Source organism: Pseudomonas sp. SWRI77, from assembly GCF_014269105.1.
In the GTDB taxonomy this organism is placed as follows: Bacteria; Pseudomonadota; Gammaproteobacteria; order Pseudomonadales; family Pseudomonadaceae; genus Aquipseudomonas; species Aquipseudomonas capeferrum.
In genome coordinates this window covers 254,967-276,217 of sequence record NZ_JABWRV010000003.1, presented here as the reverse complement: position 1 = coordinate 276,217, position 21,251 = coordinate 254,967, and the positions used below count along the sequence as shown (strand labels likewise).

At 61.2% G+C, this 21,251-nt stretch carries 29 protein-coding genes; 5 read left to right on the top strand and 24 right to left on the bottom strand.

The window, feature by feature from the left end; all coding sequences use genetic code 11:
• Positions 1-64: 64 nt before the first annotated feature.
• The 24 genes from HU766_RS05135 to HU766_RS05020 all read right to left on the bottom strand — a co-directional run bounded on the left by HU766_RS05135 (position 65) and on the right by HU766_RS05020 (position 18,620).
• Positions 65-520 (bottom strand): hypothetical protein, encoded by a 456-nt coding sequence (locus tag HU766_RS05135; protein ID WP_095065293.1) that lies wholly within the window; start codon positions 518-520, stop codon positions 65-67.
• Positions 521-530: 10 nt separating this feature from the next.
• Complete coding sequence (locus tag HU766_RS05130; protein ID WP_095065295.1) at positions 531-1,259, bottom strand: hypothetical protein; 729 nt, start codon at positions 1,257-1,259, stop codon at positions 531-533.
• A gap of 2 nt (positions 1,260-1,261) precedes the next feature.
• Positions 1,262-1,936: a phage tail protein gene (locus HU766_RS05125; RefSeq protein ID WP_238338559.1), complete on the bottom strand. Its 675-nt coding sequence runs from the start codon at positions 1,934-1,936 to the stop codon at positions 1,262-1,264.
• A gap of 8 nt (positions 1,937-1,944) precedes the next feature.
• Positions 1,945-2,667: a phage tail protein I gene (locus tag HU766_RS05120; protein WP_186654150.1), complete on the bottom strand. Its 723-nt coding sequence runs from the start codon at positions 2,665-2,667 to the stop codon at positions 1,945-1,947.
• Positions 2,664-3,644 (bottom strand): baseplate J/gp47 family protein, encoded by a 981-nt coding sequence (locus HU766_RS05115; RefSeq protein WP_186654146.1) that lies wholly within the window; start codon positions 3,642-3,644, stop codon positions 2,664-2,666. Before HU766_RS05115 ends, HU766_RS05120 begins: the two co-directional genes overlap by 4 nt.
• A complete protein-coding gene (locus tag HU766_RS05110; protein ID WP_186654142.1) occupies positions 3,641-3,967 on the bottom strand; it encodes a GPW/gp25 family protein in 327 nt (108 codons plus the stop codon). Before HU766_RS05110 ends, HU766_RS05115 begins: the two co-directional genes overlap by 4 nt.
• 2 nt (positions 3,968-3,969) lie before the next feature.
• Positions 3,970-4,254, bottom strand: a complete 285-nt coding sequence (locus HU766_RS05105) for a hypothetical protein (RefSeq protein WP_186654137.1) — start codon at positions 4,252-4,254, stop codon at positions 3,970-3,972.
• A gap of 42 nt (positions 4,255-4,296) precedes the next feature.
• On the bottom strand, positions 4,297-4,899 hold the full coding sequence (locus HU766_RS05100; protein ID WP_186654134.1) for a phage baseplate assembly protein V: 603 nt from the start codon (positions 4,897-4,899) through the stop codon (positions 4,297-4,299).
• Positions 4,896-5,426 carry a hypothetical protein gene (locus HU766_RS05095; RefSeq protein WP_186654131.1) on the bottom strand — a complete coding sequence of 177 codons (531 nt, stop codon included), beginning with the start codon at positions 5,424-5,426 and terminating at the stop codon, positions 4,896-4,898. The genes HU766_RS05100 and HU766_RS05095 overlap by 4 nt, the downstream gene beginning before the upstream one ends.
• On the bottom strand, positions 5,419-6,081 hold the full coding sequence (locus HU766_RS05090; RefSeq protein ID WP_186654127.1) for a hypothetical protein: 663 nt from the start codon (positions 6,079-6,081) through the stop codon (positions 5,419-5,421). Before HU766_RS05090 ends, HU766_RS05095 begins: the two co-directional genes overlap by 8 nt.
• A complete protein-coding gene (locus HU766_RS05085) occupies positions 6,078-6,392 on the bottom strand; it encodes a hypothetical protein (protein WP_186654124.1) in 315 nt (104 codons plus the stop codon). The genes HU766_RS05090 and HU766_RS05085 overlap by 4 nt, the downstream gene beginning before the upstream one ends.
• 2 nt (positions 6,393-6,394) lie before the next feature.
• Positions 6,395-7,390, bottom strand: a complete 996-nt coding sequence (locus HU766_RS05080) for a major capsid protein (RefSeq protein WP_186654122.1) — start codon at positions 7,388-7,390, stop codon at positions 6,395-6,397.
• 61 nt (positions 7,391-7,451) lie between these two features.
• On the bottom strand, positions 7,452-7,799 hold the full coding sequence (locus HU766_RS05075) for a head decoration protein (protein WP_186654120.1): 348 nt from the start codon (positions 7,797-7,799) through the stop codon (positions 7,452-7,454).
• The gene (locus tag HU766_RS05070; RefSeq protein ID WP_186654117.1) at positions 7,796-8,953 is read right to left on the bottom strand and encodes a head maturation protease, ClpP-related; all 1,158 of its coding nucleotides are present in this window, start codon (positions 8,951-8,953) and stop codon (positions 7,796-7,798) included. The genes HU766_RS05075 and HU766_RS05070 overlap by 4 nt, the downstream gene beginning before the upstream one ends.
• On the bottom strand, positions 8,950-10,443 hold the full coding sequence (locus tag HU766_RS05065) for a phage portal protein (RefSeq protein WP_186654113.1): 1,494 nt from the start codon (positions 10,441-10,443) through the stop codon (positions 8,950-8,952). The genes HU766_RS05070 and HU766_RS05065 overlap by 4 nt, the downstream gene beginning before the upstream one ends.
• Positions 10,440-10,646 carry a hypothetical protein gene (locus HU766_RS05060; protein WP_186654110.1) on the bottom strand — a complete coding sequence of 69 codons (207 nt, stop codon included), beginning with the start codon at positions 10,644-10,646 and terminating at the stop codon, positions 10,440-10,442. Before HU766_RS05060 ends, HU766_RS05065 begins: the two co-directional genes overlap by 4 nt.
• A 1-nt stretch (position 10,647) precedes the next feature.
• A complete protein-coding gene (locus HU766_RS05055; protein ID WP_186654107.1) occupies positions 10,648-12,687 on the bottom strand; it encodes a phage terminase large subunit family protein in 2,040 nt (679 codons plus the stop codon).
• Between the two features lie 4 nt (positions 12,688-12,691).
• Positions 12,692-13,273 carry a terminase small subunit gene (locus HU766_RS05050; RefSeq protein ID WP_186654104.1) on the bottom strand — a complete coding sequence of 194 codons (582 nt, stop codon included), beginning with the start codon at positions 13,271-13,273 and terminating at the stop codon, positions 12,692-12,694.
• A 160-nt stretch (positions 13,274-13,433) separates the two neighbouring features.
• The gene (locus HU766_RS05045; RefSeq protein WP_125854740.1) at positions 13,434-13,781 is read right to left on the bottom strand and encodes a phage holin family protein; all 348 of its coding nucleotides are present in this window, start codon (positions 13,779-13,781) and stop codon (positions 13,434-13,436) included.
• Between the two features lie 204 nt (positions 13,782-13,985).
• Positions 13,986-14,447 (bottom strand): hypothetical protein, encoded by a 462-nt coding sequence (locus HU766_RS05040; protein WP_238338558.1) that lies wholly within the window; start codon positions 14,445-14,447, stop codon positions 13,986-13,988.
• A gap of 328 nt (positions 14,448-14,775) precedes the next feature.
• Complete coding sequence (locus HU766_RS05035; RefSeq protein ID WP_186654101.1) at positions 14,776-17,538, bottom strand: bifunctional DNA primase/polymerase; 2,763 nt, start codon at positions 17,536-17,538, stop codon at positions 14,776-14,778.
• Positions 17,535-17,738, bottom strand: coding sequence for a TraR/DksA C4-type zinc finger protein (locus tag HU766_RS05030; protein ID WP_186654098.1), 204 nt, complete (start codon positions 17,736-17,738; stop codon positions 17,535-17,537). The genes HU766_RS05035 and HU766_RS05030 overlap by 4 nt, the downstream gene beginning before the upstream one ends.
• On the bottom strand, positions 17,731-18,219 hold the full coding sequence (locus tag HU766_RS05025; RefSeq protein ID WP_186654095.1) for a phage regulatory CII family protein: 489 nt from the start codon (positions 18,217-18,219) through the stop codon (positions 17,731-17,733). The genes HU766_RS05030 and HU766_RS05025 overlap by 8 nt, the downstream gene beginning before the upstream one ends.
• A gap of 218 nt (positions 18,220-18,437) precedes the next feature.
• A complete protein-coding gene (locus HU766_RS05020; protein WP_238338566.1) occupies positions 18,438-18,620 on the bottom strand; it encodes a helix-turn-helix domain-containing protein in 183 nt (60 codons plus the stop codon).
• Between the two features lie 112 nt (positions 18,621-18,732).
• Between HU766_RS05020 and HU766_RS26550 the strand changes: the two genes are divergently transcribed.
• From HU766_RS26550 to HU766_RS04995, 5 genes are all read left to right on the top strand, one after another.
• Complete coding sequence (locus tag HU766_RS26550; RefSeq protein WP_186654089.1) at positions 18,733-19,392, top strand: S24 family peptidase; 660 nt, start codon at positions 18,733-18,735, stop codon at positions 19,390-19,392.
• 255 nt (positions 19,393-19,647) lie between these two features.
• A complete protein-coding gene (locus HU766_RS05010) occupies positions 19,648-20,157 on the top strand; it encodes a hypothetical protein (RefSeq protein WP_186654086.1) in 510 nt (169 codons plus the stop codon).
• Entirely contained in the window at positions 20,154-20,393 is a 240-nt protein-coding gene (locus HU766_RS05005) for a pyocin activator PrtN family protein (RefSeq protein WP_186654083.1), read from the top strand. Before HU766_RS05010 ends, HU766_RS05005 begins: the two co-directional genes overlap by 4 nt.
• A 91-nt stretch (positions 20,394-20,484) precedes the next feature.
• Positions 20,485-20,982, top strand: coding sequence for a hypothetical protein (locus HU766_RS05000; protein WP_186654080.1), 498 nt, complete (start codon positions 20,485-20,487; stop codon positions 20,980-20,982).
• Positions 20,979-21,233 carry an AAA family ATPase gene (locus HU766_RS04995; protein ID WP_186654078.1) on the top strand — a complete coding sequence of 85 codons (255 nt, stop codon included), beginning with the start codon at positions 20,979-20,981 and terminating at the stop codon, positions 21,231-21,233. The genes HU766_RS05000 and HU766_RS04995 overlap by 4 nt, the downstream gene beginning before the upstream one ends.
• Positions 21,234-21,251 lie beyond the last annotated feature (18 nt).

The following is a 21,251-nucleotide window of genomic DNA, read 5'->3' as shown; positions in this document are numbered from 1 at the left end:
CGGCGGCCCTGCAGAAACGAAAACGCCCCGAAATCGGGGCGCTCAAGGGAATGCGGGGAGAGGGTCAGGCGTTGCCGGCCACACTGGCGCGGATCGCGTTGATTGCCGTGTCGGCGTGACCTTCGGCCTCATCATGATTCTTAGCCTTGAGCACCTCCTGCCTGCCTTTCAGGCGGGCCGAGCGGATTGCACAGAGCGCAGCCCGCCAGGCTTCTGACTCGGCCAAAATGACCTCCGCAGCGGCTTGCGGGTCGATGCCCTGGGCATCGACCACCGCCTGGACTGTCAGCGGCACGTCGCCGTCATAACCGGCCAGCTTGTAAGCCTTGGCTTCATCCTCGGCCATCTGATACTCGACCGCTCGCAGCGAATCTCCCAGCACGGATGCACGGGCCTGATCGGCCGCTTGCTCGATCTGCTGTTCAGCAGCTAACAAAGCCGCCCCCAGGGGCAGCGCCCCGAAGTCGAAACCCACATAGCTGTCGCCTTGGAAAACGACGGTCAAAAACTGCTTTTGCATGGGCAGGGCCTCAGAGTGTTGGAACGTTGGTGATGATGTTTGCCAGGGTCTTGGAATCCGTGCCGGCGGCAACACCTGGGATGATCGAACCGGCCAGAGCCGACGGAATAGAGGTGCCGGAAACTGCAAGGGCATAAAGCGCAGCGTTTGGACCGAACAGGCGACCACGGAAGGTGCCACGAAGCTCAAACACGCAATTGTAGAAACGCATCTGATGCAGCACCGGCGAAGATGCTCCGCTACCGAAGGCGAGGCAGTAATAGGTGTCGAGGTCGCCAGCCGAAGAAGCCGGCAGGCTGATCGTCATCTGAGCAAAGTCCAGCGTCGAACCATCGGACTGCCAGAAGCAACCCATGCGCAGGCCTTGACCACTGGATGGCACGAATTCATTGAGGATCAGCTTGCGCCCGGAGTTCGCCTCTGCACGCAATGACAAGCGACGACCCTGCAGGTAGAGGTGCTCTGCCAGGGTGTAATCCTGTTGCAACCAAGCCTCACAGCGCCCCCCCGCCGGGGTTGCGGCAATGGCCGCCGCCAGGGTCTTGAATGGGCTGGCACTCGATCCGAGGCCTGCGTCGTCACCCAGCTTAGGGTCGACATAGAAGGTTCGACTGATGGCAGGCGCCGCAGCCACTGCAGCCGATACGGCTTTGTCGATGGCATCCTTTTTCCCAAGGAAATACTCCGCCATCTTGTTGTTAGACGCGGTCAGCGCGGCGATTTCGGTTTCAAGGCTCATGCCTATGCTCCATGGATGTGTTGAATAACGGTGTATTGAAGGGCAATCAGCCCGGTGGCATTGGCAATCGCTACACTCAGCAAGCCATCCCGCGTTTGAATCGCCGCCTTTTCAGCGGCGCTCATACGGTCAAGTAGGCTGCTGATTTGCTCCCCGGCGATCTGCTGCAGGCGCTCCTGGCTAAGTTGCCGGTCGTGCTGTTTCAGACCGCGCAGCTGCTCATCAATGAGTGCTGTGGCCTGCGCTGCCAGGGACGCTGCCAAAGTCAAGTTGAGGCCGGCGGCCGTACTTGTGATGGTTACGCTGTCCGCCGGTAGCGCAGCCAGCGACAGGTCGTAGGCCAGCAGCAGGTCGATGTTGGCGGCCTTGTATGTCAAAGCCTCGGTCAAGTGCGACCAGACCGCCAACAGGGTGCCGTCCTTGAGGAAAATGCCGACCTCCTTTACCCAGTAGCCGGTTGTGCCATCGGCGACAGCGGTCAGGTGCAACAGCGTGCCGCTCAGCTTCTCGCCGCTGGAAATCGGGAACCGCGCCACCTCGTTGCGCAGGGTCTTTTGATCGGCGCTCGGGGTGTAGGCCTGGCTGCCCAGGGCGATATGGCTAATCTCGGCCGACAGGCCGGTTTTCGTCGCCATCAGGATCGCCGCCAGGCCGGCCTTGGTGATGACAGGTTGCAAGCCTGTACTCATAGAACAGCCTCCATGTAGCCCCGCACGACCACGCGCACCTGCACCGCGTTGGCCACCAGCGGGGCAGCTTCTGCTTGAATGGGTACGCCCTGCGCCTCGGCAAACCGCCGGGATACGCTGGACGCATTGAGCGCATTGGCAAACAGCACCGTCTGCGCCATGGGGTCGAAGGGCACCGCCTGGGCATCCATGGATCGATGCTGCACGGCGCGCGCCTGGAAGGCGTTAACCAGCACCAGGCCACCGTCGAAGCGCGCACCCAGCCGAAACTCATAGTGGCTGCGCTCGTTCTTCGCCGCGTCGACCAGGGCGCGCAGTCGCTCCCCCAGCTCAGGCGAGATAATCGAGCCCTCGCCCGGCCGGTTGTCGTTCGCCCAGGCCGTGACCTGGAACGTGTACGGCGCGGAGTTCGGGATCTGGTGCCACTCCTTGAATTCCGCGTTGACCCGCACCGCCTTGAGCACTCGCCGGATCGCGCCGACAGTGCCCTTGGTCTTGTGAACCGGAATCGCCTCACGGATCAGCTCGCGGCGCTGGGCGTCGGTGTAAGCCGCCTCCCAGCCCTCGACCTTGAGCGCCCAGCCCAGCCAGGGGAGGAAGCTGGGCGGACAGCGTGCCGAGTCGGCCACGCCCCGGATGATTTCCGGGTCCACACCCAGCTCGCCGGCGCGCTCCAGCGAGCGCTCCAGCAGCGTGGCGTTGTGCGGTAGCAGGCTCATGTGACCACCTTGGTCGTCAGTGCTATCGCCGTAGCGCGGGGATAGTGCCGCTTGTCACACACCACACCCTCGACCGGCTTCACCAGGTCCACACGACTGATGCCCGTTACGTGTAACGCGGCATAGATCGCCGAAACGGGCAATTGCCCCTCAAGGCGGCGCGCCTCGGCAACGGCGGCATCAAGGCTCTTCCGGGCTGCGGCTAGCACAACGTCCGGGTCTGGACCATTTTCCACCCACAGCACGGCCTCAACCTTGAAGTCGGTCGGGATGCCACCCTGCACGCGTGGCCGATCTGTCACCGGCCGCACGTCCTCGGCCGACAGCGCCTTAAGGACCGTGGCCACCAACTGCGCCTCGGGCATGGTGCTGCTCGTCCCGGCCAGCACCGCAAGCGACACGTCACCGGGCAGAGGATTGGCCAGGCCGGCGTCGTAGTCGCAGACCACGACAATGGCCCCGGGCGGCAACTGCGCTTTAACCGCGGCTGGCACCGGCACCCCGGAAAACCGGGGCGAGTCGACCGAAACGTGTACCAGGTCGGCCGACGCACTAAGCGCGTGATATTCATACGCCCCGCTGCTGCCGGCGACCGACAGCGCTTCAAGCGATAGCCGCGTGCGGTAGCGCAGCGCCTCGTCACCTTCCATCACAGCGGCAACGGGCGGCACCGCGTCGGGATCCGCTGCCCGGATGGTCAACCGCTGCACGCCATAGTCGGCGGCGCGGTTGTCCAGATCGGCGCCCTTGGCATAAGCCAGCAAGCTGGCCTTGGCCGCCGCGTTGACCCGCGCGCGCATCAGCAGCTCACGGTAGGCCATGACCTCCATCAGCTTGACCACGGGGTCGGACTCCAGTAACGCGGTCCACTGATCGCCCATATGGGCGCGGAAGATGCTCAGCACCTCCTGATACAGCGTCTCGAAGTCGAGGGTTTCCACCACCTCGGGTGGGGGGAGCAAAGACAGATCGATCACGCGCTTACCTCCACGACAGCCGAGCTGCCCAGGTATTGGCCGGTCAGCTGCAGGCCAATCTGGCCGTCGACCACGGAAACGACCTTGACCCGCTCCAGCCGCAAACGCGGCTCCCAGTGACCCAGGGCGCGGGCCACCTCGGCCTGTACGGCGCTTTTCCATCCCTCGTTAACCGGCAGGTCGACAAAGCGGCGCAGGTTGCAGCCGTAATCCGGTCGCATGCGGCGACTACCAAGGGGCGTGGTCAGGATGTCCTCGATCGATTGTTTCAAGTGATCGAGGCCGGTGGATTGCTGGCCGGTCCTGCGGTCGACGCCAATCATGCTTACCCGTCCAGCGGCTGCAGGTCGGCATGGGCGCGCAGGAACACCAGCGCCTCGTCGTCGTCGGCCTGGACGGTCACGCGGCCGGTCTGCACCTTGAACTCGCGCAGGTCGTTACCGGCCTGCAGGAACAGCGAGCGCGAGGTATAGGCGCTGTCGGTGAAGGTCACGCCAGACGGCTCAACGGCCACAACAGCGGTGTCGGCGCCGTCAGGCGCACCAGGTACAACTGCGGATTCGTCCGCCACCGCTGCCGCGTCGGTCGCGGCGGTTCTCTTAACTGCCATAAGTGATGCTCCAGAAAAGACAAAGCCCGCGAATGCGGGCTGTCAGTGTTTGTGGTTCGGCGTGTTGCCGAGGGTGTCGATGATTTTCCCGAGGCCGAGAATGTCGAGCGTTACTAGTAACGCGCCGTCGATCCTCACGTTGCCCTGCAGCAGAATCTCAGGCGCTATAGCCGTGTACGTCTCGGCCTCGGCGGTGATCGCCTTTGACTTGGCGCTGATTGCGTCGTCAGTGATCGTCGCCTTGCTGCTACCGACCTCGATGTTGACCGTGCCGGTGGGCAGCTTGATGGTGTAGCTCTTGGCCGCCCAGTCGTAGACCAGGGAGCCGCCATCGTCGAAACGCCAGACCTCGACATGGTCGCGGTTGTCCGGCTGGGCGCCGGCATTGCCATACAGCCCTGGAACGAACGTCCCTTGCGCAGGCTCGCCGCTAGGGCTCACCAGCACACCCTGCTCGTCCATGCTCGGCGCACGCCAGTGGCGAGCCTTGCCGGCGGCCAGGGCATGCCAGCGCACCCAGGCGCTCGTCCAATCGCCGCCATCGGAAACCCGAACCTTGCCGGCGACCAGGTCCACCCCCACCACGTAACAGGGGATCACCAGGCCGGCCATCATGCGGTCGAGCTGCGCGAGCGGGTAACTCATGCCAGCGGCTCCGGTGCCTGGTACTGATCCTCATTGCCCGGACCACTATCTGGGTCGAAGGCGACCACCAGCGGGCCGGACTCTCGGGGCCACGGCCACTCCTCCTCCCCGAGGTAAATCACCTGGGTCCACTCGACCACCCAGACCGCGAAGCTATCCAGCTCGGGACGACTCCAGTCCCGCTCTGCCCGCACAAACTGGGCAAACTCCACAGCTAGGCCCCATGACTGCATACGCAGCAGCACTGCCAGCTGTGCAGCAACGAAAGCAGCCACGTGCAAGCAGTTCTCTTCTTCTGCCGCAACGATCACCCGCGCCTCGAACCGGGCATCAACTGCCGTTTCGCCTGTGCCAGGATCCTTGTCTGCGTCATCGAAGCCAGCTAGTTCAAGCACGACTGCAGGAGGCTGCACGATCTCGATCCCTGCCGGCATGGTCCCGATATAAGCAAGCCCGGGTATAGCGTCACTGATGTGCTGCTCAATCGCCGCGTATAGATTGGCGAGGGGTATTGGATGATCAACCATTGCCTGCCCTCTTCAGGTATTTGTGCAGTTCAAAGTTCAACTCCTGCTCCATGACCACCAGCAGCCGGTCGTGAGCCCGATTGATCCAAGCGTCGAAATGTGGTCGAACGTCTTCAAGCGAGATCTTGGCCTTTGCCAGGGGAAACCGACTGTCGTTTTCCGAAACCCAACCGGAACGACGACCGCCGCCACCTGACACATCGCTATCTGGGTAGTCATCAGCGTCAAAGTGTTTGCTGGCTGTGCGAATCCAGATATCCGGCTTGCCGCCATAGACCTTTTTGAAGAACGCACCTTGGTAACGACGCCCTGCCACGGATACCCCTGAGCGCGTTTGTCGCGCCCTGCCAGCGCGACTTGCTTCAATGGGCCTGATGCCAAACCACAGCTTGCCCTGCCCATTGCCGGTGACGGGGAAAGCCTTGATACGCTGCCTTACCGCTGCGATGGCAATACGTTCTTGCCGGCCAACCTCGCGCGCCACTTGCCCACGTAGCCAACGCAGTGTCTTGTTGATGGCTCGCCGCTGGGCAGCGACGACGGCCTTTGGCACCAGCTTGGCGAAATCCACAAAGCCCTTAACGTCCTCAGGTCTCATCTGCAGAGTCAGCAGTCCCGAGCTGGCTGAGGTTTTGTAGTAACTACCGACACTCATAACGCTTTCCTCAATACGAGGGTCACAAGCCCATCCCCACCTGGCTCAATGCCGGCGATGGTGTAGTTGCCCCCACCATCCTCAACCGGCATATCGATAACGACCTTCTGCTTGACCTCGACGCCGGAGTTGTCGCCAACACGGATGACCAGGTGCGGCTCTCTCAATGCAGTTCTGATCTGGCCGAGCTTGGGTTGCAGCCAGGGCGCCGAGAACATCCCCAGCACCTCACGCCCATCAATCAGCGCGGGATCACCTAACACCTCGAAAACTGTGTCATCAACGTCGACAAGCAGGTCTCGAAAGGCCATGTTCAGAGCGTCAGGCGGATGATTGCGCGAGGACGGGTGCAAATGTGCAAGGGGTTGGACTGCGCCTCACCCTCCACGCCTTTGCCGAACGGCATCACTTCCAGCTTGCTGTAGTACGGCAGGCCTTCGGTGTTCACGGTCTCCATGTAATCGGCCGGGGCATAGACCGAAAGGAAAAGCTCCGGCACGCCTTCGGGCACGAGACGGGCCTCATCATCAGCAATGAACGAAACGCCGCCCACCTTCCCGCGATAGCGCTCCCAGGCGATGCCACCGAACTCAAATGCCTCACGTCCATCCCCCCTCAGGGCGGCAGCTTGCTGGCTACCTTTGTACGTCTCGACCACCGACCCGTGGGCAATCAGCTTCTTCCAGAAGGTTTTGCCGCAGAACGCACGCGCGCCGCTCGTAGTGGCGGCGCCCAGGGCATCCTCTTGCATGTCCAGCGCTTCTACGCTTTGCACCTGGACGTTTGAATCCGGGTCGTTAAGCCCCATCGACATGCTCTGCCGCGACACGCCAAAACGTTCAAAGATGTCGAGCAGCACCGTTGACCCGTCTGCATCGAGCACCTTGCCGTTGATCGCACCCATGCGATGGAATTCGTGGGTGGCATCCAGCTGACGCCGAGCCTTGCCCAGGCGCCGGTTGACCACGTCCTGAACCGCCTGCAGTTCGGTTTGTGTGCCAAAAGCCCGAATGCCCTGGATTTCGTCCGCACGGATAGAGAAACGCTGGGGAAGGTGCACTGTATTGAAGGGCAGCAGAATGCGCTTGCTGCCACCGACCACCAGGCCTGATGTACCGCGCTCACCGGACGGCACCAGGGCGAGCTTGTCGCCATCTTTTTCGATCTGCACGGTCAGGGTGGAGACACCCTCTTCCTCGAACAGCCCAAGGGCGGCCAGGCGACCTGGCACATATTCCTGCTCGTTGATAGCCGCAGTCAGGGCCGCAACACCAAAAGCGTCGTCTTCAAAAATGGCGATTTCAGCCATGGGGGTACTCCAGAAAGTAAGAACCCCGCTCAGGGCGGGGTGGGTAGAGGTCGGACCTGAGTCAGCGCACGATGATGAAGTGCGCCGCCAAGGCTTTTTCTGCGTCAGCATCAAGACCGGTCAGCGACGCTTCACTCACTTCAGCCAAGCGCACAACGGCTCGACCACGGCGGGAAACGTCGGACTGACCGAGCGAGGCAAATAGGATGCACACAGCGTTCTCACTGCCATCTTCGGCGGCCGGGTTGTAGGGGGCGAATTCGCCGGCTGCAGTGACCAGCCCAAGCAATTGCCCCGCCATCAAAGCCTCGCCGGCCACCACGTTGATGGCTTCGCGGGAGATCTTCCCAGCACCTTCGGACAGCAGGAACTCACCGGCGTGTACCGGCTCCTGGCGGATGTTGCTCATGGTCGTGCTCCTTTATTGACGGCCTGCCGTCGGGCAGTCCAGATATTGGATGGATTGGGCATCTGCGCCTTTACCTTCTCCGGCTCGTCGTCGGCGGGAGGTAGGCTGTTGTCGATTTCAAAGCCTTTGCCACTGCCCACCAGTTTGTCGAACAACCGCGCCCGGACAGCTGCTGGCTCCAGACCGGCCTGCACGAATTCGGTTGTCATCTCCGGCAGGCGCGCTGCAGCGCAGAGATCGCGAACCGACTTGGCACGGGTCAACGCCGCCTGTACGGTCGCTTCGTCGGCAAGCTTGGTCGAAGCAATCAGCGGCTCCACCAAGTTGCTTATGCCCGCCTTGGCGCAGGCCTGGGTAATCATCAGCGCCAGCGCTGTCGAGTCGGTCGGCGTCGGCGTCGGCGTCACAGGATCGTTCTCGGGCTCAGGAGTGATAGGCTCTGTGGGTTGGGCCTGGCTGGCCTTGAGCTGATCCAGCAATGCCTGGGGCGTCTTGCGATAGCGGGCCATTGCGGTACCCTGTCCCAGGCAGGCCTGGACCTTCACGCCCTGCCCTACCTCATCGGCAAGCCCCAGCTCCAGCGCCTCTTGAGCAGTGAGCCAAGTTTCATCGTTGACCATCCGCCGCAGCTCGACCTCATCGATGTCCGGCGCCTTGGCTTTGTAGGCAGCGATGATTACCTCGAACGCCTGATCGAGCACGTCAGCGACCCGGCGCAGCTCCTCGGCATCGCCGCCCGCCCAGGTGTAAGGGTTGTGGATCATCAGCATGGCATTCGCTGCCATCACCACCCGGTGCGCGCCGCACACCGCCACGCTGCCAGCGCTTGCGGCCAGCGCATCGACGCGACCCGTACAGCGCTCACCCAGTCGGCTGAGTGCATTGTGAATGGCGAGGCCTTCAAACAGGTCACCACCGTTGGTGTTGAAGGCCACTACGACCGGCGAAATCCCATCGTCTATCGCTTTGAGATCCTGGATGAACTGGTTTGCAGTGATGCCCCAGCCGCCGATCTCGCCGTAGATGTAGACCTCGATGGCACTCGACTCGCCCTCGCCTTCGGCAGCAGCCGAGATCTGGTACCAGTGTTCATCCTCGACCTGCAGCCTGGTCTTGGCCTTGTTGAAGATGCGAAGCGGCATCATCTGTTTCATGTGCTTCCCTTGTCGTCGGGCTCATCAGGCTCATTCTCGATGGCCGACAAGCTGCTGTAGTTGAGGCCCAAGGCCTGGGCCCGGGCGATGTCAGCGGCGTTCTCTTCGTCCACGATTTCCGCGTCGGTACCCGAACGCAGGCACATCTCGCTGCGCGAGGCAAAACCTGCCTTAACCTCAAGCATGCGTGCCTGCACGTCCTGCACCGGCTGGATGTAAGCCCAGCCTTGCGGCACCCATCGGGTACGCAGGTACTCGCGGCGGCGCTGGTTGTAGTCAACCAGGTCCAATGCTCCGGCAAGCACTGCCATATCCATCCATGCCGCGCGTACGGGCCGGCAAAGCTGGTGGACGTAAACAGAGAACTGCAGCTGCTCCAGACGGCGCCGGAACTCGTTCAGCACCACCCTGATCACCCGGTCGTTAACACCGCGCATATCACCCGTCATCAGCTCGTATGGCAGGCCAGCCCCGGCGGCGGCGGCCATCAATTGCTGCCGCATGAAATCGGGGTAGTTATTGCCGCCGTCAGGCGGGTCGGAGAACTCGACCTGCTCACCTGGACCCAGCTCCTGCATCGTGCCGGGCTCAAGCGCCACCATCGGCGTAAACGCATCGCGATCGTGGGTCACCGGCGCACCGGTGAGCATGTCCATGGGTGGATGCCCTGGCCCGTCCGGTGCAGGCTTACGAACGAAGCCTGCGAACAGGTTGGCCACCTCCTGGCGGAACAGCACCGCATCGTCGTAGTTGTCTAGGCTGCGCAGGCGTTTCAGGATCGGCGCCAGCCTTGGCACGCCACGCAATTGGCCAGGTTCGAGGGGTTCGAAGATGTGCAGCATCTGCTCTGCCGGCACCCGCACCACGGGGTTGTAGCCAGCATTGAGCGATGCCTTGTCGCTGGGGTGGTTGCGGTAGCACCAGTAGGCCACCCGGCGCCCGATGCTGTTGAATTCGATACCCGCGCGGATCACATTGCCAGTGCGGGTGACCTCGAACTTGTCGTGCGGCACAAACTCGGGGGCGAGGCACTGCAGCTGCAGCGGCACCGCCAGCCCGTCCTCAAGCCGTCGAGGCCTCATGCGCACAAAGCACTCGCCTGACTGCTCAACCGTCCGCGCCACCAGCGCCTGTTGGCCGTAGAAGTCAGTGCGTTCATCCGCATCCGACTCGTCTACCCAGTCCTCCCAAAGCACCTGCATGGCCTTGCGCAACGCCTTGTCGAGCAAGCGCGGCTGTGGCGTGATGCCTGTGCCGATCAGATTGCTGACCCGCTTGTCGATCACGTTCGCCGCATACGGGTCATTGCGCACAGCGGCCCGAGAACGCGAACGCAGATTGCGCAGGGCCGGCATGATCAGGCTGTTTGGCCCGGTGTCCGGGGCGTCCCAGCCAGAAGAACGCCGACCTTCGGCGGCACCCTCGTAGCTGGCCTTGATTCGCTCAGGCACCAGCAGGCCAGAGCGCGTGGGGATATAGCGACCGGTCACAGCCCCTTACCCCCATGGTAGAGGCGAACCACGCGGGAGCGCGGGCCAGCGGCTTGGGCCAGCTCCGTGCGGATCAGATCACGGGCTTTGATCAGTTCATCAACCGTTCGATATTCGACGGTGCGGTCGCTGTAGCGAACAACGCGCTCGCCACGCGCAATCGCCCGCTCGACGGCGTCGAGGTGTGCTTTGTTGTAAGCCATATCAGCGTCTCTTCAGGTAGCCGCTGCTAGAGCTGCGGCGATGCGTAGATTGAGGCGCGGCTCGGGGAGCCGGCGGCGGTGGCGGATCGTTGCGTTTGATTGGGAGAGAGACAGAGGGTGGCGAAGCGACCTCTTCTGCCTGGTCGTCGGCGTCCATATCGCTGGCCTGGGGCCGAGCTGGCTGGGGTTCGCCCTGATCGAACAAGTTGGCCTGCGCGAGCGCCTGCCGCAGCTTGTCCCAGTCCTGTTCGCCGTACCGGTGCAGACCGAGGAAGTTGGCCATGGCCAGGTTGTAAACCATCAGGTCGAGCGCTTCGTTGCGGTCAGCTTTGCCCTTGACCCACTCGATCCGTTTGTAGCCCTTCACGTAGCGGGCGATCTTGCGTTCGGCCACACACTGCTGGAAGAACTCATCAGGGAGATCCTTTGCGAAGTGCAAAGCACCAGGCCCCGTCTCGAAGCTGTAGCGGTTGTAGATCCAGTCCTTGGCCGTGTCGGTACCGACGATCCAAAGCTCTGCACCGTTGCGCTCGGTCTGGCCCCTCCAGGTGACGTCCACCTGCGACGGGCGCTGGGCGATCACTGGGCGGCCTGGTTTACTTGCCCCCTTGAGTGCGAACACGTTCCGCCAGCGACGCACGCGAGTGAATTGGTAGACCTCGTGAGTGTGATGACCGCCAGAGTCGATACCCGTGGCCAGGATGGCCAGGCCGACACCGCAGGGGTGGCGATAACGGACTTTGAGGCGCTCATCCAGCAGCGCCCAAATGCGTTCGTCCGCTGGGTCACCGGGTATCACCAGGTGATCGACCACCCAGCGTTCCATTCCAGCGCCCCACCCCATGACCATCAACTCCAGGCGGTTGGCCTGAACGTCGACGGAGGCCGTCAACCCAAGCACCCCCACAGGCAGAGTGCCGAGGACATAGTCTTCCTGTAGCGCGCGGGCCTGCAGCACCTCGGCCTTGGTCTGCTCGATTGCGCTGTTCCAGACCTCGGCAAGGCGGGTGTTGTAAAACACCTGCATGGGCTCCAGCTCGCCGCGATCCTGAGCGCGCTTGGCGTCTTCAAACTCACGAGCCAGCATGGCCCAGGAATGCCAGCCCAGTGGGGCATACAGCGCGTTGAGGTGGAAACCCACCGTTTCGCCGTCGCCCTGCGAGTTGGCGCGCCATTCCCCACTGGCCAGCATCTCGCCCTTGTGGTGCTCCTCGATCAGCACGTCGCATTCAGGCCCGGCGCACTGGTAGTGCACGGTGTCGAAGTCAGCCGAGTACAGCAGACGCTCCCACTGCAGCGTCTGCATGTGCCCGCAGCTCGGACACGGCACGTAGTAGTACCGCTGATCGCTCATCTCGAAGAGGTCTGCGATCCGCGACGCCCCTTTGATGGTGGGCGAGCTGGAGAAATAGAACTTGGCGTTGCGCCCGAAGGTACTGCCGCGCGCCTCGGCCAGCTTGATGGGGTCGCCCTCCTGGTCGACGTCAACATCCCAACGATCGATCTCGTCGCCGTAGACATACCGCGCCGACAGTTCGGCAAGGTTGGCGGCCGAGCCAGCCGTGGTGGCATAGAGCGTGCCACCCTCGAACTCTTTGGTGTCCATGGTATTGCGCGCATCTCGTGAGCGGGATGCAGCCACGCGCGCATTCAGCTCGGGCGTCGCGGCGATGGTCTTGCCAATCCGCGATGACACCCGCTTCGCCAATCCCAGGCTGGGTAACAGGGTCAGGATGTTGGACGGGGCCATGTGAATCAGCGCCCCGATCCAGTTCAGGGCAATCTGCGTTTTCATCAACTGCGAGGCCACCATGGTGATCACCCGCTTGCACGGGTGGGCAGGCGACAGGCAGCGCATGGGTTCACGGGCATACGGCGTACGCTCGGTGCGGTACTTGCCAGGCTCAGCGGCACCGGTATCACGCGGGATCCGCATGTACTCATCCGACCACTCATCGACCCACAGTTCGGGGTCGGGCATCAGCCCTCGGCAATACGCTTCGCGGTACACCTCGGCACCGTCTGCGTATCCGGTGGGCATAAGCTCAGCTCTGTGTGATGGCTCGTTCAAGGTCAGCGCTGTTCATCTTGCCGGCCTCTGTGAATATGCGGCGAAAGACGCCCGCAAGGTGTTTCTCGATCTCCCAGGGATCGCTCATGCCCGCGAGTTCGGCGGCGAGCTGCGGCGCAATGCCGAAGAACTGATCACGGAGCATCCGCCCAGCAGCGAACGCGGCGTCTTCGACCGCCAGCCGCTCGACCAAGTTGCCCTGGACCTTGTGAAACTCGGCCTCGGCCAGCTGCGCAAGGTAGAACTCACGATGCGCCTTCGAGCGCTGGAAGTTGTGCCCGGTACCCGGCACGGGATCTGATGGCTGCACCGAAGTTGTAGCGCCGCCGGGCTGGAGCTGGCTTCGGACATCGCGCTCGATGCGGCTCTCTTCATGCCGAGCCGCAACGGCCGCCTTGCTCGGGTCGGCTGACTCAGCAAGCAGCGCCTCGGTGGCTTCCACATCGACCCTGCCGTCGGCGGCCAGTACCAGGCGATCCTGTTTAGCCAGTTTCGAAACGTAGGATTTCGACCATCCGTGTCGGGCGGCGAATTCCGATTTCGTCAGGTACGTCATGTTGAATCGTCCAGTTCACCCAATGGATTCGGGGGGTTAACCAGTTCACCGCAGTTCACTAAGCGGGTGAACCTCCCGCTAACAAAGAATCGCGGGTTTCCTGCCCCGTACCCCGGCCATATCGCCAGGGTCCCCCGCCCCGCCGGGGCTGCCGGCCGGGTCACTGCCCAGGCTCGCCGGCCTGGGGCGGCGCCTGCTCAAGCCCCAGGCGCTTTGCGGCCCAGCGCATGTAGAGGTTGATCGCAACATCCGCGCCGGCCATCGCAGCCAAGCAACCCACCGCCGCCGCCGCCCATACTGAAACGCCAAGGGCGTACAGCAGCATGTTGGTCGAAAGCCCGCAGGTCACACAGGCACCAGAGCGCAACGCCAACCGGCGAATCAGCCCCCAACCGCGAGCGCCCGCCATGTCGGCCCGCCACATCTCTCCCGAAACACCGCCGACCAGGGATAGCACAATCACCATCCAGATCGGCAGTTCGGCTAACGTTTGTTGCTCGCTATTCATGTAAGCCTCATTGGCAAAGCACGGCGCCGAAAATAGAAAACCCCGCCGGGTGGCAGGGTTCTCGATGCGCCGAAAGATCGGAGCGGGTTGCACAGCACAGTGCTTATGGGGGAAGCGCCTAAGCGCACTTTTTACATCGTGGAGCCTTTTTACCGAGGAACTGCAAAACCGAAAAGAGGCTGTTTTCGGCACTCCGCTTCGGCGCTACTTCGGCGCAACTTCGGCGCACGCTCGGCGCATTCCAACACGACGAACGGTAGTGGTCCGATTCAACCCGGAACGGGCGACGATGATCCTGGCCACCTGCAAATGCAGCGCATCCAACCAGTTCCAGTAGGTGCGCTCAGCATCCTCCGCTAAGCCGACCGCCCTCATCTGCTCGCGGATCGTCGTCTCGTACAGATATCGGAAGGTAGCCAGGCGGGCCAAAGTTTGGCCTCGATCATCACGACGCTCCAATTCCGCAACCGCTGCCTCAACCTCGGCAGCGGCGCGATCCATGCCCAAGCCGTTGACCGGGATCCTTGAGCCCGATGCGCCACCGCGAGGCGCTGCGCCCTTCCATTCCATAATGGTACCCAACTGGCTGCCCAAACCTGACACCAACCCGCACCGCGCCCGCTGCTCGCCCCAGTGGCGCATGAGGTCGTCAATATCCTTTTTCATCAGCAGAATCCCCCGAAAAACAGAACCCAACACACATTCAAGCAACCCAACACAAACCCAACACAGATAAAAACCAATGAATTCAAGGCATTACTGTTAGGTGTGTTGAGTGTGTTGGGTTTGTTGGGTTTTTGAGTCCTCGCATAGAGTTTTTTCTTGATCTGCTGAGGCATCAGAAAAAGTTCGCCCGCACGCGCGCGTGCGCGCAAACCCAACACACACAACACAGGGGTACGGGAAGCCTTGAAATCAGGGGGCTCTATGCGTGTTGGGTTGCTCAAACCGACCCAACACAAACCCAACACACCCAACACAGGAGTCCTTGGTCTCATGCCGCGGCCCCCTTCACGTGATCCCACGTGTCGACGTTCCACCCCGCAATTTTCGCCTTGCTGCGCCAGGTGATAACGGCCTGCCCCAGCTCGGCCGCATTGAACGATGGGGGTAGGGAAGCCTCGGGATCATCCGGGAAAAAGAACGCCGCAAATCGGCGACTATTCCCCTCTGTCCATGGGATCGAGCGCGTCTTGTCGACCGTCGCACTGAGCATCAGAGAGAACTTCGTCTGACTCATGGCATGCTCTTTGTTGCGCGAGCACCACTCAATGAACAACGCATACAAGTCGGTCGCGAGACAGCAACCCCATAGACCTCGCCCAAGCTCTCCAGTTTGCCAGAGATGGAGAAAAGTTTGCCATGCGGTTCGGCTAAGTGCGACCAAACGTTGCCGCGCCTCAGTCTTGGGAGGACGAGTCCGCTGGTTGAAATCACCGAGGTCGACCGCGAGCAGCCAGCCATATAGCGCCGCCACTCCACCACTGCTCAATTCCCGACCGATAGCCTTCTGGCGATCTACCGGCAATGTTTGCATGGGCCACATCACAAGCATCCGGCGATCATCTTCGCTGATAGGCCACGGCATGATTTCGTTACTCAGGAAGACCGCATTCATGTGGTTGGCTTCTTCCCAACCGTTAATGAACTTCGATTCCATCCGCACGGTCTTGCCAGTGATCATGTGCTTGATTTTACCGACTTGGTTGTATCGCTGGTCCCGACTGACGACCTCCTCGAATACAGCCCACAGCTTCCGGCTTTGCCAGGCGTTGAAGCTACCCTCCAACTGCGTCTGACCAACAGTTGCAGCGTACTGGCCGTACAACTGGCCGAAAATGTCAGCGAACAACAGGCTCTTGCCCGAGCCCTCCATGATGGAATGCATCAGCACCGCCGTATCCATCTTGGCTCCCATATTCTGCAGCGGGTATGCCAACCACTTCGTCAGCCAGCCGAGTGCTTCCTCGTCATGGTTGCAGAGGAACGAAATCAACCAACGCAGGTTCTCGCAGGCAGCATCATCACGCACAGGTGCCAGGGGCAGTCCCTCGAATGTGTTGATGTAAAGGTTAGGGTCTTTGGTCATGGTGGGGTCAAATACGATGTGGTCGACATCCACGACACGGCGATCCTGACTATTGAGCCACCACTTGTACTCTTCTCCCATGGCCATTTTCACGGCCCCCTCAGCGATACGGCGCTTCTTCTCCCGATCCCAAACATCCTTAGTGCCATCGATGTAGACGTAGCGCTCAATCGGGTCCAGCTTCAGCGCACCACCTTTTTTCGCCGCCAGCCTCTTCACCTGCTCCAGCTCTTTCACCTGGTCAATCGAAACCAGCTTCTTGTCTGTCCGATCCATCCATTGCTTGGCGAGCGGCTTGCCTACCAGCGCCTCGAACCCAGGACGCTTCATCGACTGACCTTTATCGAGGTCCCACACGCTAGTGGAGCCCTCGACCAATGCGAACCGCCGCATAGCGCTTTTCAACACCAGACCATCCACCCCCTCCCCCCCGGAGGCCGAGGAGCAGGCCGCGCTGGGCTCGCTGCCCTCGGGCTCTGCGTGCTGTGTCACATCATCGACTCCCCGACCATCATCCTGGCCTGCAACAGGCTCATTAGCTGATGGGGTGCGGGGAAGCTCACCGATAGGCGGAGGCGCCGGCGTCCTCGATTTCGCGTCCAAACCCAGCATCCGCGCTGCCGCTTTAGTGGCCTCCCGCTGGTTACCGTCGTGTACCAGGATGCAGTACACATCGAAGGCATCGTTCTTGTGGCCGTTGGCCAGCGGATCAGAGCTGTGGTGGGAATACAGCTTACCCTCGCTGATTGTCACCCCAGGGTCGCCACTACTGCTGTGAGGACACAGCCACTTGCCACCGATGCGCTTGTAGCCATGCGTCTCGATCAAAGTGGCAATGTCGCAGGTTCGATTGAACTCAGGGATGACATCAGGCAGCGAGTTACCTGATGGCACGCCAACAGGCCGGGGGCGGGTCGCTGGCAACGAAGCGACCGCGGCGGGCTTGGGAATCCACGGACAAACAGCCAGCGCCTTAGGCTTCGCCTGGTCCCAATCCTGCCAAAGACTCAGCAGATCAGCCGGCAACTCAAGCAGCCCGTCTGCAGAAGGCGGAATGCGCCATGTGTACGGCTGCCCAGTGCCAGGGTGAATCGAGGGCGGCAGCACATCTTGAACCGCTCCGCCGCGCAGCTCGAACACGGTGATTTTCTTAAAGGGCTCTGCAGCCATCTTGAGCGCTGCTTCGCGGATCTCGTCACCAGCCTCTTTCGCCGCGACCATTTGAGCGGTCAGCGCCTTCAGGATTGATCCATCAGGGTCGGCCTGGTTGGGCCATGCCAATGACCGCCGGCTCAGCTCAACCCCATCCGGAACGCGGAACATAACACGGAAGCGCGCTGGGTTACCTACCGTGGTCGGGAAAGCAGCCGCTATCGAGTCGAGATCCAGCCCGAAGGCCTCACGCAAAGCGATTCGGCAAAACTCGACGTCATCAACGTCAAGCGAACAGACGCGACTCGGCCCGAGCACCACCCCAAGGTTGTGATCGGGATGCTCCAGCCAGAACGCCTCTGCCGCGTCTGCGTCTGTGATATAGCCTCCCGGCGTATTCCAAGCCTTACCTTTCGGCCCTTTTTCGCCCGGCTCAATGGGCACCAGGGCGAGGCCGAAAGTCTCAATGTAACGGCGCGCCCATACGGCCGTGGTTGCTGCTGGGCGCTCGCTCATCGACGACGCTCCCGCAGATCCTGGCAATCGATGCAGGTCACGCAACCAGCGACCGAGAGCTGACGAGCTACTGGAATAGGGTCATCACAGTCTTCGCAGTTCTGCGCTGAAGGCCTGTCAGGAAGTCGCGCAAGGCGCTGCAGCGACAGTTGGAGAAAGTATTCAGCTTGATCATTAGCGAAGTCGACTGCATCAGCCATTGCCCTGGTCCTCCATGGCTTGGCGTGCACCCGATGTAATCGCGAGTACCTGGCGGATCACGTCCAGCCCGCAGGCTTCCAGCTTCTGCACTTCGTGTAGCTCCCAGACGTTGTCCGCAGCGCCTTCGTGCATGCTGCTCACGAACTCAGCCGCTTCCTTCAGCAGCAGGCCAACTGCTTTCAACTGCTCATTGGTTGCGGGGACCGGCGCAGGGCGGTACCAAACAACGCCTGCCGCACGACCCAATGCGTCGAGGACACGACGGTCAGCGGTCCATTGCAGCACCTCTTCCAGCTCGTCAGGATTGAGCCAGCGGCGCTCTTCATCGTGCTTCAGCTTCTTCTGCAGGGCATCGAAATCCATACCCATGTTGAAGGCCAGAGTGGTGAGACCACCCCTGTATTCGCGACCAGCGCGGTAGAGCGCGTGCCGGAGAGAAAGTGCCGGCCCTGCGTCCGGCAGAGTGTCGATGCGACTCATAAACCGTTAAACCTCGATTAACGGTGTAGTCACAGGGGTAAGTACGCCCTATCCTGTGAATACGACCGATGTGTTGTGCTTTGCGTGCTGTGCGGGCATTTCACGCGGTTCTAGTCATCCGGCGATTCTTGTGGTGAGAGGCAACCGGATGGCGGGTCCTTCAGCGCTAAGCGCTGATCAAGCTGAGCTAGGGGATTCTTGTGGTGAGAGGCCCTAGCTCAGTGTTCCTTCTTGCATCTACTTCCTACTACCTGCTCCTCGTAAAAAGCCTCGATAGCTTTGCCTACCTCGTAGCGAACCGCCGCACCCTTCGTGGCGCGATAGATGGTGGGCTGAGTCACGCCAACCCTCTCTGCAATCGCGCGTTGCGAAAAGCCCCTCTCGATTAGCGCTCCAAGCATCTCTTGTATGGACATGATGCAACCTATTCGTTAACGAATAACCAGATGTTACCCAAACGAATAGGTCAGGGCAATACACTTGTGATACGCAAACTAATCAGAGCAATCCGCAGTGATAGGGAATCGCGTAGCAAAACGCATGCATGAACTCGGGCTGTCAGGCGGCGAGCTAGCTCGACGTTCGGGAGTACCACAGCCAACCATCCATAGGATTCTGTCGGGCACATCGGCTAGCCCTCGGCATGAGAATGTCGAGCGGATCGCAAAAGCCCTTGGTGTGACTACTGATTGGCTATGGAAGGGAGAAGGTGGCAGTCAGCCGCCACTCGGGCCAACAGCCAATGTGGAACCAGGACCGAAGGTTCGTGGTTTCGTACCTCTGATTTCTTGGGTACAGGCCGGAGCCTGGTGCGAGATGCAAGAACCGTTTGAACTTGAGGCTGCAGAAGCCTGGTTACCCTGCGCCGTCTCACACAGCAGTTCGACTTTTGCCCTGCGGGTTCGCGGGCTTTCCATGTTTAACCCTCATGAGCGTCGCTCCTTCAGAGAGGGAGATATCATCTTTGTCGACCCGGCTAAGGACTATGAAAACGGCTCCTTGGTCATCGTCAAGCTGGCTAACAGCAAAGAGGCAACGTTCAAGCAGCTGGTGGTAGAGGGTGAGCGATATTTTTTGAAGCCTCTGAACCCATCTTGGCCCGACCCGATCATTGAACTGCCGAGTGACGCAACCATTTGTGGCGTGGTCGTATCGAAGGTTGAAATCTTTTAACCCCTAAACGAATAGCCTTCATCTCGTTTAGGTATTGACCGGAAAAATTCGTTTAAGTATTGTCTGGACCGCAACCCTCTCACCACCGAGGTCCAGAAATGCCAATTGCACAGCTCCGAAACGGGTGCAAGGTTTACTTGCACCCCACCACCTGCACTCGCCCAGCCACGATTGAAGCGTTTCAACGCTTCACCGGCCTGCAACTGATCGTCACTCAATCAGGGCACGTTCGCGCCGTACCTAGCGGGGTGCGGTATGAGTGATTTCACAATCAAACTGCGCTGCGTGATGCTGCTGGAGCGCACGCTGGAGAACGGCGGCAACACCACCTGCCCGCTGAACCGCCCTGAAACCTCTCTCGACGCCCACATCCAGGTTGAGAACGACGACCGCGACCACCACCTGCAGGTGCGCTTTGGCCCCTACACGGGCTCGATCACCCTGCCGCGCGGCGACTCGACCAAGTACATGGCCCTTCGCAACTTCCTGCAGGACGTGGCCAACGGCCGAACTGAGTCGGGCCAACAGACCCAGCGAGCCATCGCCTTGATGGAAGCGCTCGACTGCGTGAGCGATGTGCTACCTGAAGGTCTGCGCGCTTACATCACTCCCACCACGGACGAAGACCAGCCCTTCGGTACCGTTGTAACCAATGACCAGGGCGACATCTGCGCGACTGCTTACGGCAGTTGCAAGCTCACGCTTGCGAACGCAGTACGCACCAAGCTCGGCCAACTACCCGAGGGGTACGGGGACCGCCAATGACGGACACGCTTGGACAACTGCGCAAGCAATGGACCACCCCCTGCCCGACCTTGACTGCCGTGCGAGAGCACTACTTTCCGCACATCAAAACAGACCGTCGGTTCAGAGAGCTGATCAACACCGGAAAGATTGGGCTGAAGCCTACAAAGCTGCACCACTCAGCCCGAGCGCAGTATGTGATCTACCTGCATGACCTTGCCGACTACCTCGACACCCAAGCGACGAAATCGGCGTAACACAGGCAGCCCCGGCCATCAGGGGCAACGCATCCAGCACTAGGCCACCACCACACTCCCGGCCGGTGCTGGGCATCTTGGAGCACAGCATATGCAACCGCACCAACAAGTTCTCGCCATGGGCATTATCTGGCTGATCACCCTGGCCATCCTGCCTTTCCTCTTCGCGAAAGCCCGCCAGCGCGCGTTCAACAGAGGCTTGGACACGGGCAAACAGAGCCTGAAGTCCGATCTGAAGCTGCGGATCAAAGGTCTTCAGGACGACCTGGACGAAGCCCGAGTTCAATCTGAAGCAGACCAGCGTAAGCACCACACGGTAATCGCACACCTCAAAGGCAGCATCCGCGAACTGGAGGCCCGAATCATGTCTTACACCGGGCTGGCAGTGACAAGGTCGGATTACGAACTGCTCATCAGCGCCATGGAAACCCTGAGCCTGACCGAGCGGACGTTAAACGCAATGAAGGCAACTCAGCAGGCATCACGCGCCAAGCAGCAAGCTGCAGGACTGGAAGGTCTGGCTAAACGCATTCACACCCAGTTGCGCGAAACCCCAGCCAGTGCAGCAAGCGCGGAGGTGGCGGCATGACGACCCAAGCCCCACGAAGCTGCCTTGTGCACGGCCCCTCTGGCTGCGGCAAGACCACCAATGCCCAGGCCATCGCTAAGGCACTCGGCCTGCGCGACGTACTTGATAACTGGACACCAGGTAAGCCCGCTCCGCTGCTCAATACGCTGGTCTTGAGCAGTGAGTGCGATCCGGTCTGGCACTTCAAGGCCCGCGCAATGACCTTCGACCAAGCCATGCAGCTGGTTGGACGAAAGGAGGCCGGACTGTGAGCCTGCGCAAACACGTAC

Excerpts from the sequence above, each read along its gene's own strand:
- HU766_RS05135 (WP_095065293.1), bottom strand. The coding sequence starts at position 520 with ATGCAAAAGCAGTTTTTGACCGTCGTTTTCCAAGGCGACAGCTATGTG.
- HU766_RS05130 (WP_095065295.1), bottom strand. The coding sequence starts at position 1,259 with ATGAGCCTTGAAACCGAAATCGCCGCGCTGACCGCGTCTAACAACAAG.
- HU766_RS05120 (WP_186654150.1), bottom strand. The coding sequence starts at position 2,667 with ATGAGCCTGCTACCGCACAACGCCACGCTGCTGGAGCGCTCGCTGGAG.
- HU766_RS05110 (WP_186654142.1), bottom strand. The coding sequence starts at position 3,967 with ATGATTGGCGTCGACCGCAGGACCGGCCAGCAATCCACCGGCCTCGAT.
- HU766_RS05105 (WP_186654137.1), bottom strand. The coding sequence starts at position 4,254 with ATGGCAGTTAAGAGAACCGCCGCGACCGACGCGGCAGCGGTGGCGGAC.
- HU766_RS05100 (WP_186654134.1), bottom strand. The coding sequence starts at position 4,899 with ATGAGTTACCCGCTCGCGCAGCTCGACCGCATGATGGCCGGCCTGGTG.
- HU766_RS05095 (WP_186654131.1), bottom strand. The coding sequence starts at position 5,426 with ATGGTTGATCATCCAATACCCCTCGCCAATCTATACGCGGCGATTGAG.
- HU766_RS05090 (WP_186654127.1), bottom strand. The coding sequence starts at position 6,081 with ATGAGTGTCGGTAGTTACTACAAAACCTCAGCCAGCTCGGGACTGCTG.
- HU766_RS05085 (WP_186654124.1), bottom strand. The coding sequence starts at position 6,392 with ATGGCCTTTCGAGACCTGCTTGTCGACGTTGATGACACAGTTTTCGAG.
- HU766_RS05080 (WP_186654122.1), bottom strand. The coding sequence starts at position 7,390 with ATGGCTGAAATCGCCATTTTTGAAGACGACGCTTTTGGTGTTGCGGCC.
- HU766_RS05075 (WP_186654120.1), bottom strand. The coding sequence starts at position 7,799 with ATGAGCAACATCCGCCAGGAGCCGGTACACGCCGGTGAGTTCCTGCTG.
- HU766_RS05070 (WP_186654117.1), bottom strand. The coding sequence starts at position 8,953 with ATGAAACAGATGATGCCGCTTCGCATCTTCAACAAGGCCAAGACCAGG.
- HU766_RS05060 (WP_186654110.1), bottom strand. The coding sequence starts at position 10,646 with ATGGCTTACAACAAAGCACACCTCGACGCCGTCGAGCGGGCGATTGCG.
- HU766_RS05055 (WP_186654107.1), bottom strand. The coding sequence starts at position 12,687 with ATGCCCACCGGATACGCAGACGGTGCCGAGGTGTACCGCGAAGCGTAT.
- HU766_RS05050 (WP_186654104.1), bottom strand. The coding sequence starts at position 13,273 with ATGACGTACCTGACGAAATCGGAATTCGCCGCCCGACACGGATGGTCG.
- HU766_RS05045 (WP_125854740.1), bottom strand. The coding sequence starts at position 13,781 with ATGAATAGCGAGCAACAAACGTTAGCCGAACTGCCGATCTGGATGGTG.
- HU766_RS05040 (WP_238338558.1), bottom strand. The coding sequence starts at position 14,447 with ATGAAAAAGGATATTGACGACCTCATGCGCCACTGGGGCGAGCAGCGG.
- HU766_RS05035 (WP_186654101.1), bottom strand. The coding sequence starts at position 17,538 with ATGAGCGAGCGCCCAGCAGCAACCACGGCCGTATGGGCGCGCCGTTAC.
- HU766_RS05030 (WP_186654098.1), bottom strand. The coding sequence starts at position 17,738 with ATGGCTGATGCAGTCGACTTCGCTAATGATCAAGCTGAATACTTTCTC.
- HU766_RS05025 (WP_186654095.1), bottom strand. The coding sequence starts at position 18,219 with ATGAGTCGCATCGACACTCTGCCGGACGCAGGGCCGGCACTTTCTCTC.
- HU766_RS05020 (WP_238338566.1), bottom strand. The coding sequence starts at position 18,620 with ATGCTTGGAGCGCTAATCGAGAGGGGCTTTTCGCAACGCGCGATTGCA.
- HU766_RS05010 (WP_186654086.1), top strand. The coding sequence starts at position 19,648 with ATGAGTGATTTCACAATCAAACTGCGCTGCGTGATGCTGCTGGAGCGC.
- HU766_RS05005 (WP_186654083.1), top strand. The coding sequence starts at position 20,154 with ATGACGGACACGCTTGGACAACTGCGCAAGCAATGGACCACCCCCTGC.
- HU766_RS05000 (WP_186654080.1), top strand. The coding sequence starts at position 20,485 with ATGCAACCGCACCAACAAGTTCTCGCCATGGGCATTATCTGGCTGATC.
- HU766_RS04995 (WP_186654078.1), top strand. The coding sequence starts at position 20,979 with ATGACGACCCAAGCCCCACGAAGCTGCCTTGTGCACGGCCCCTCTGGC.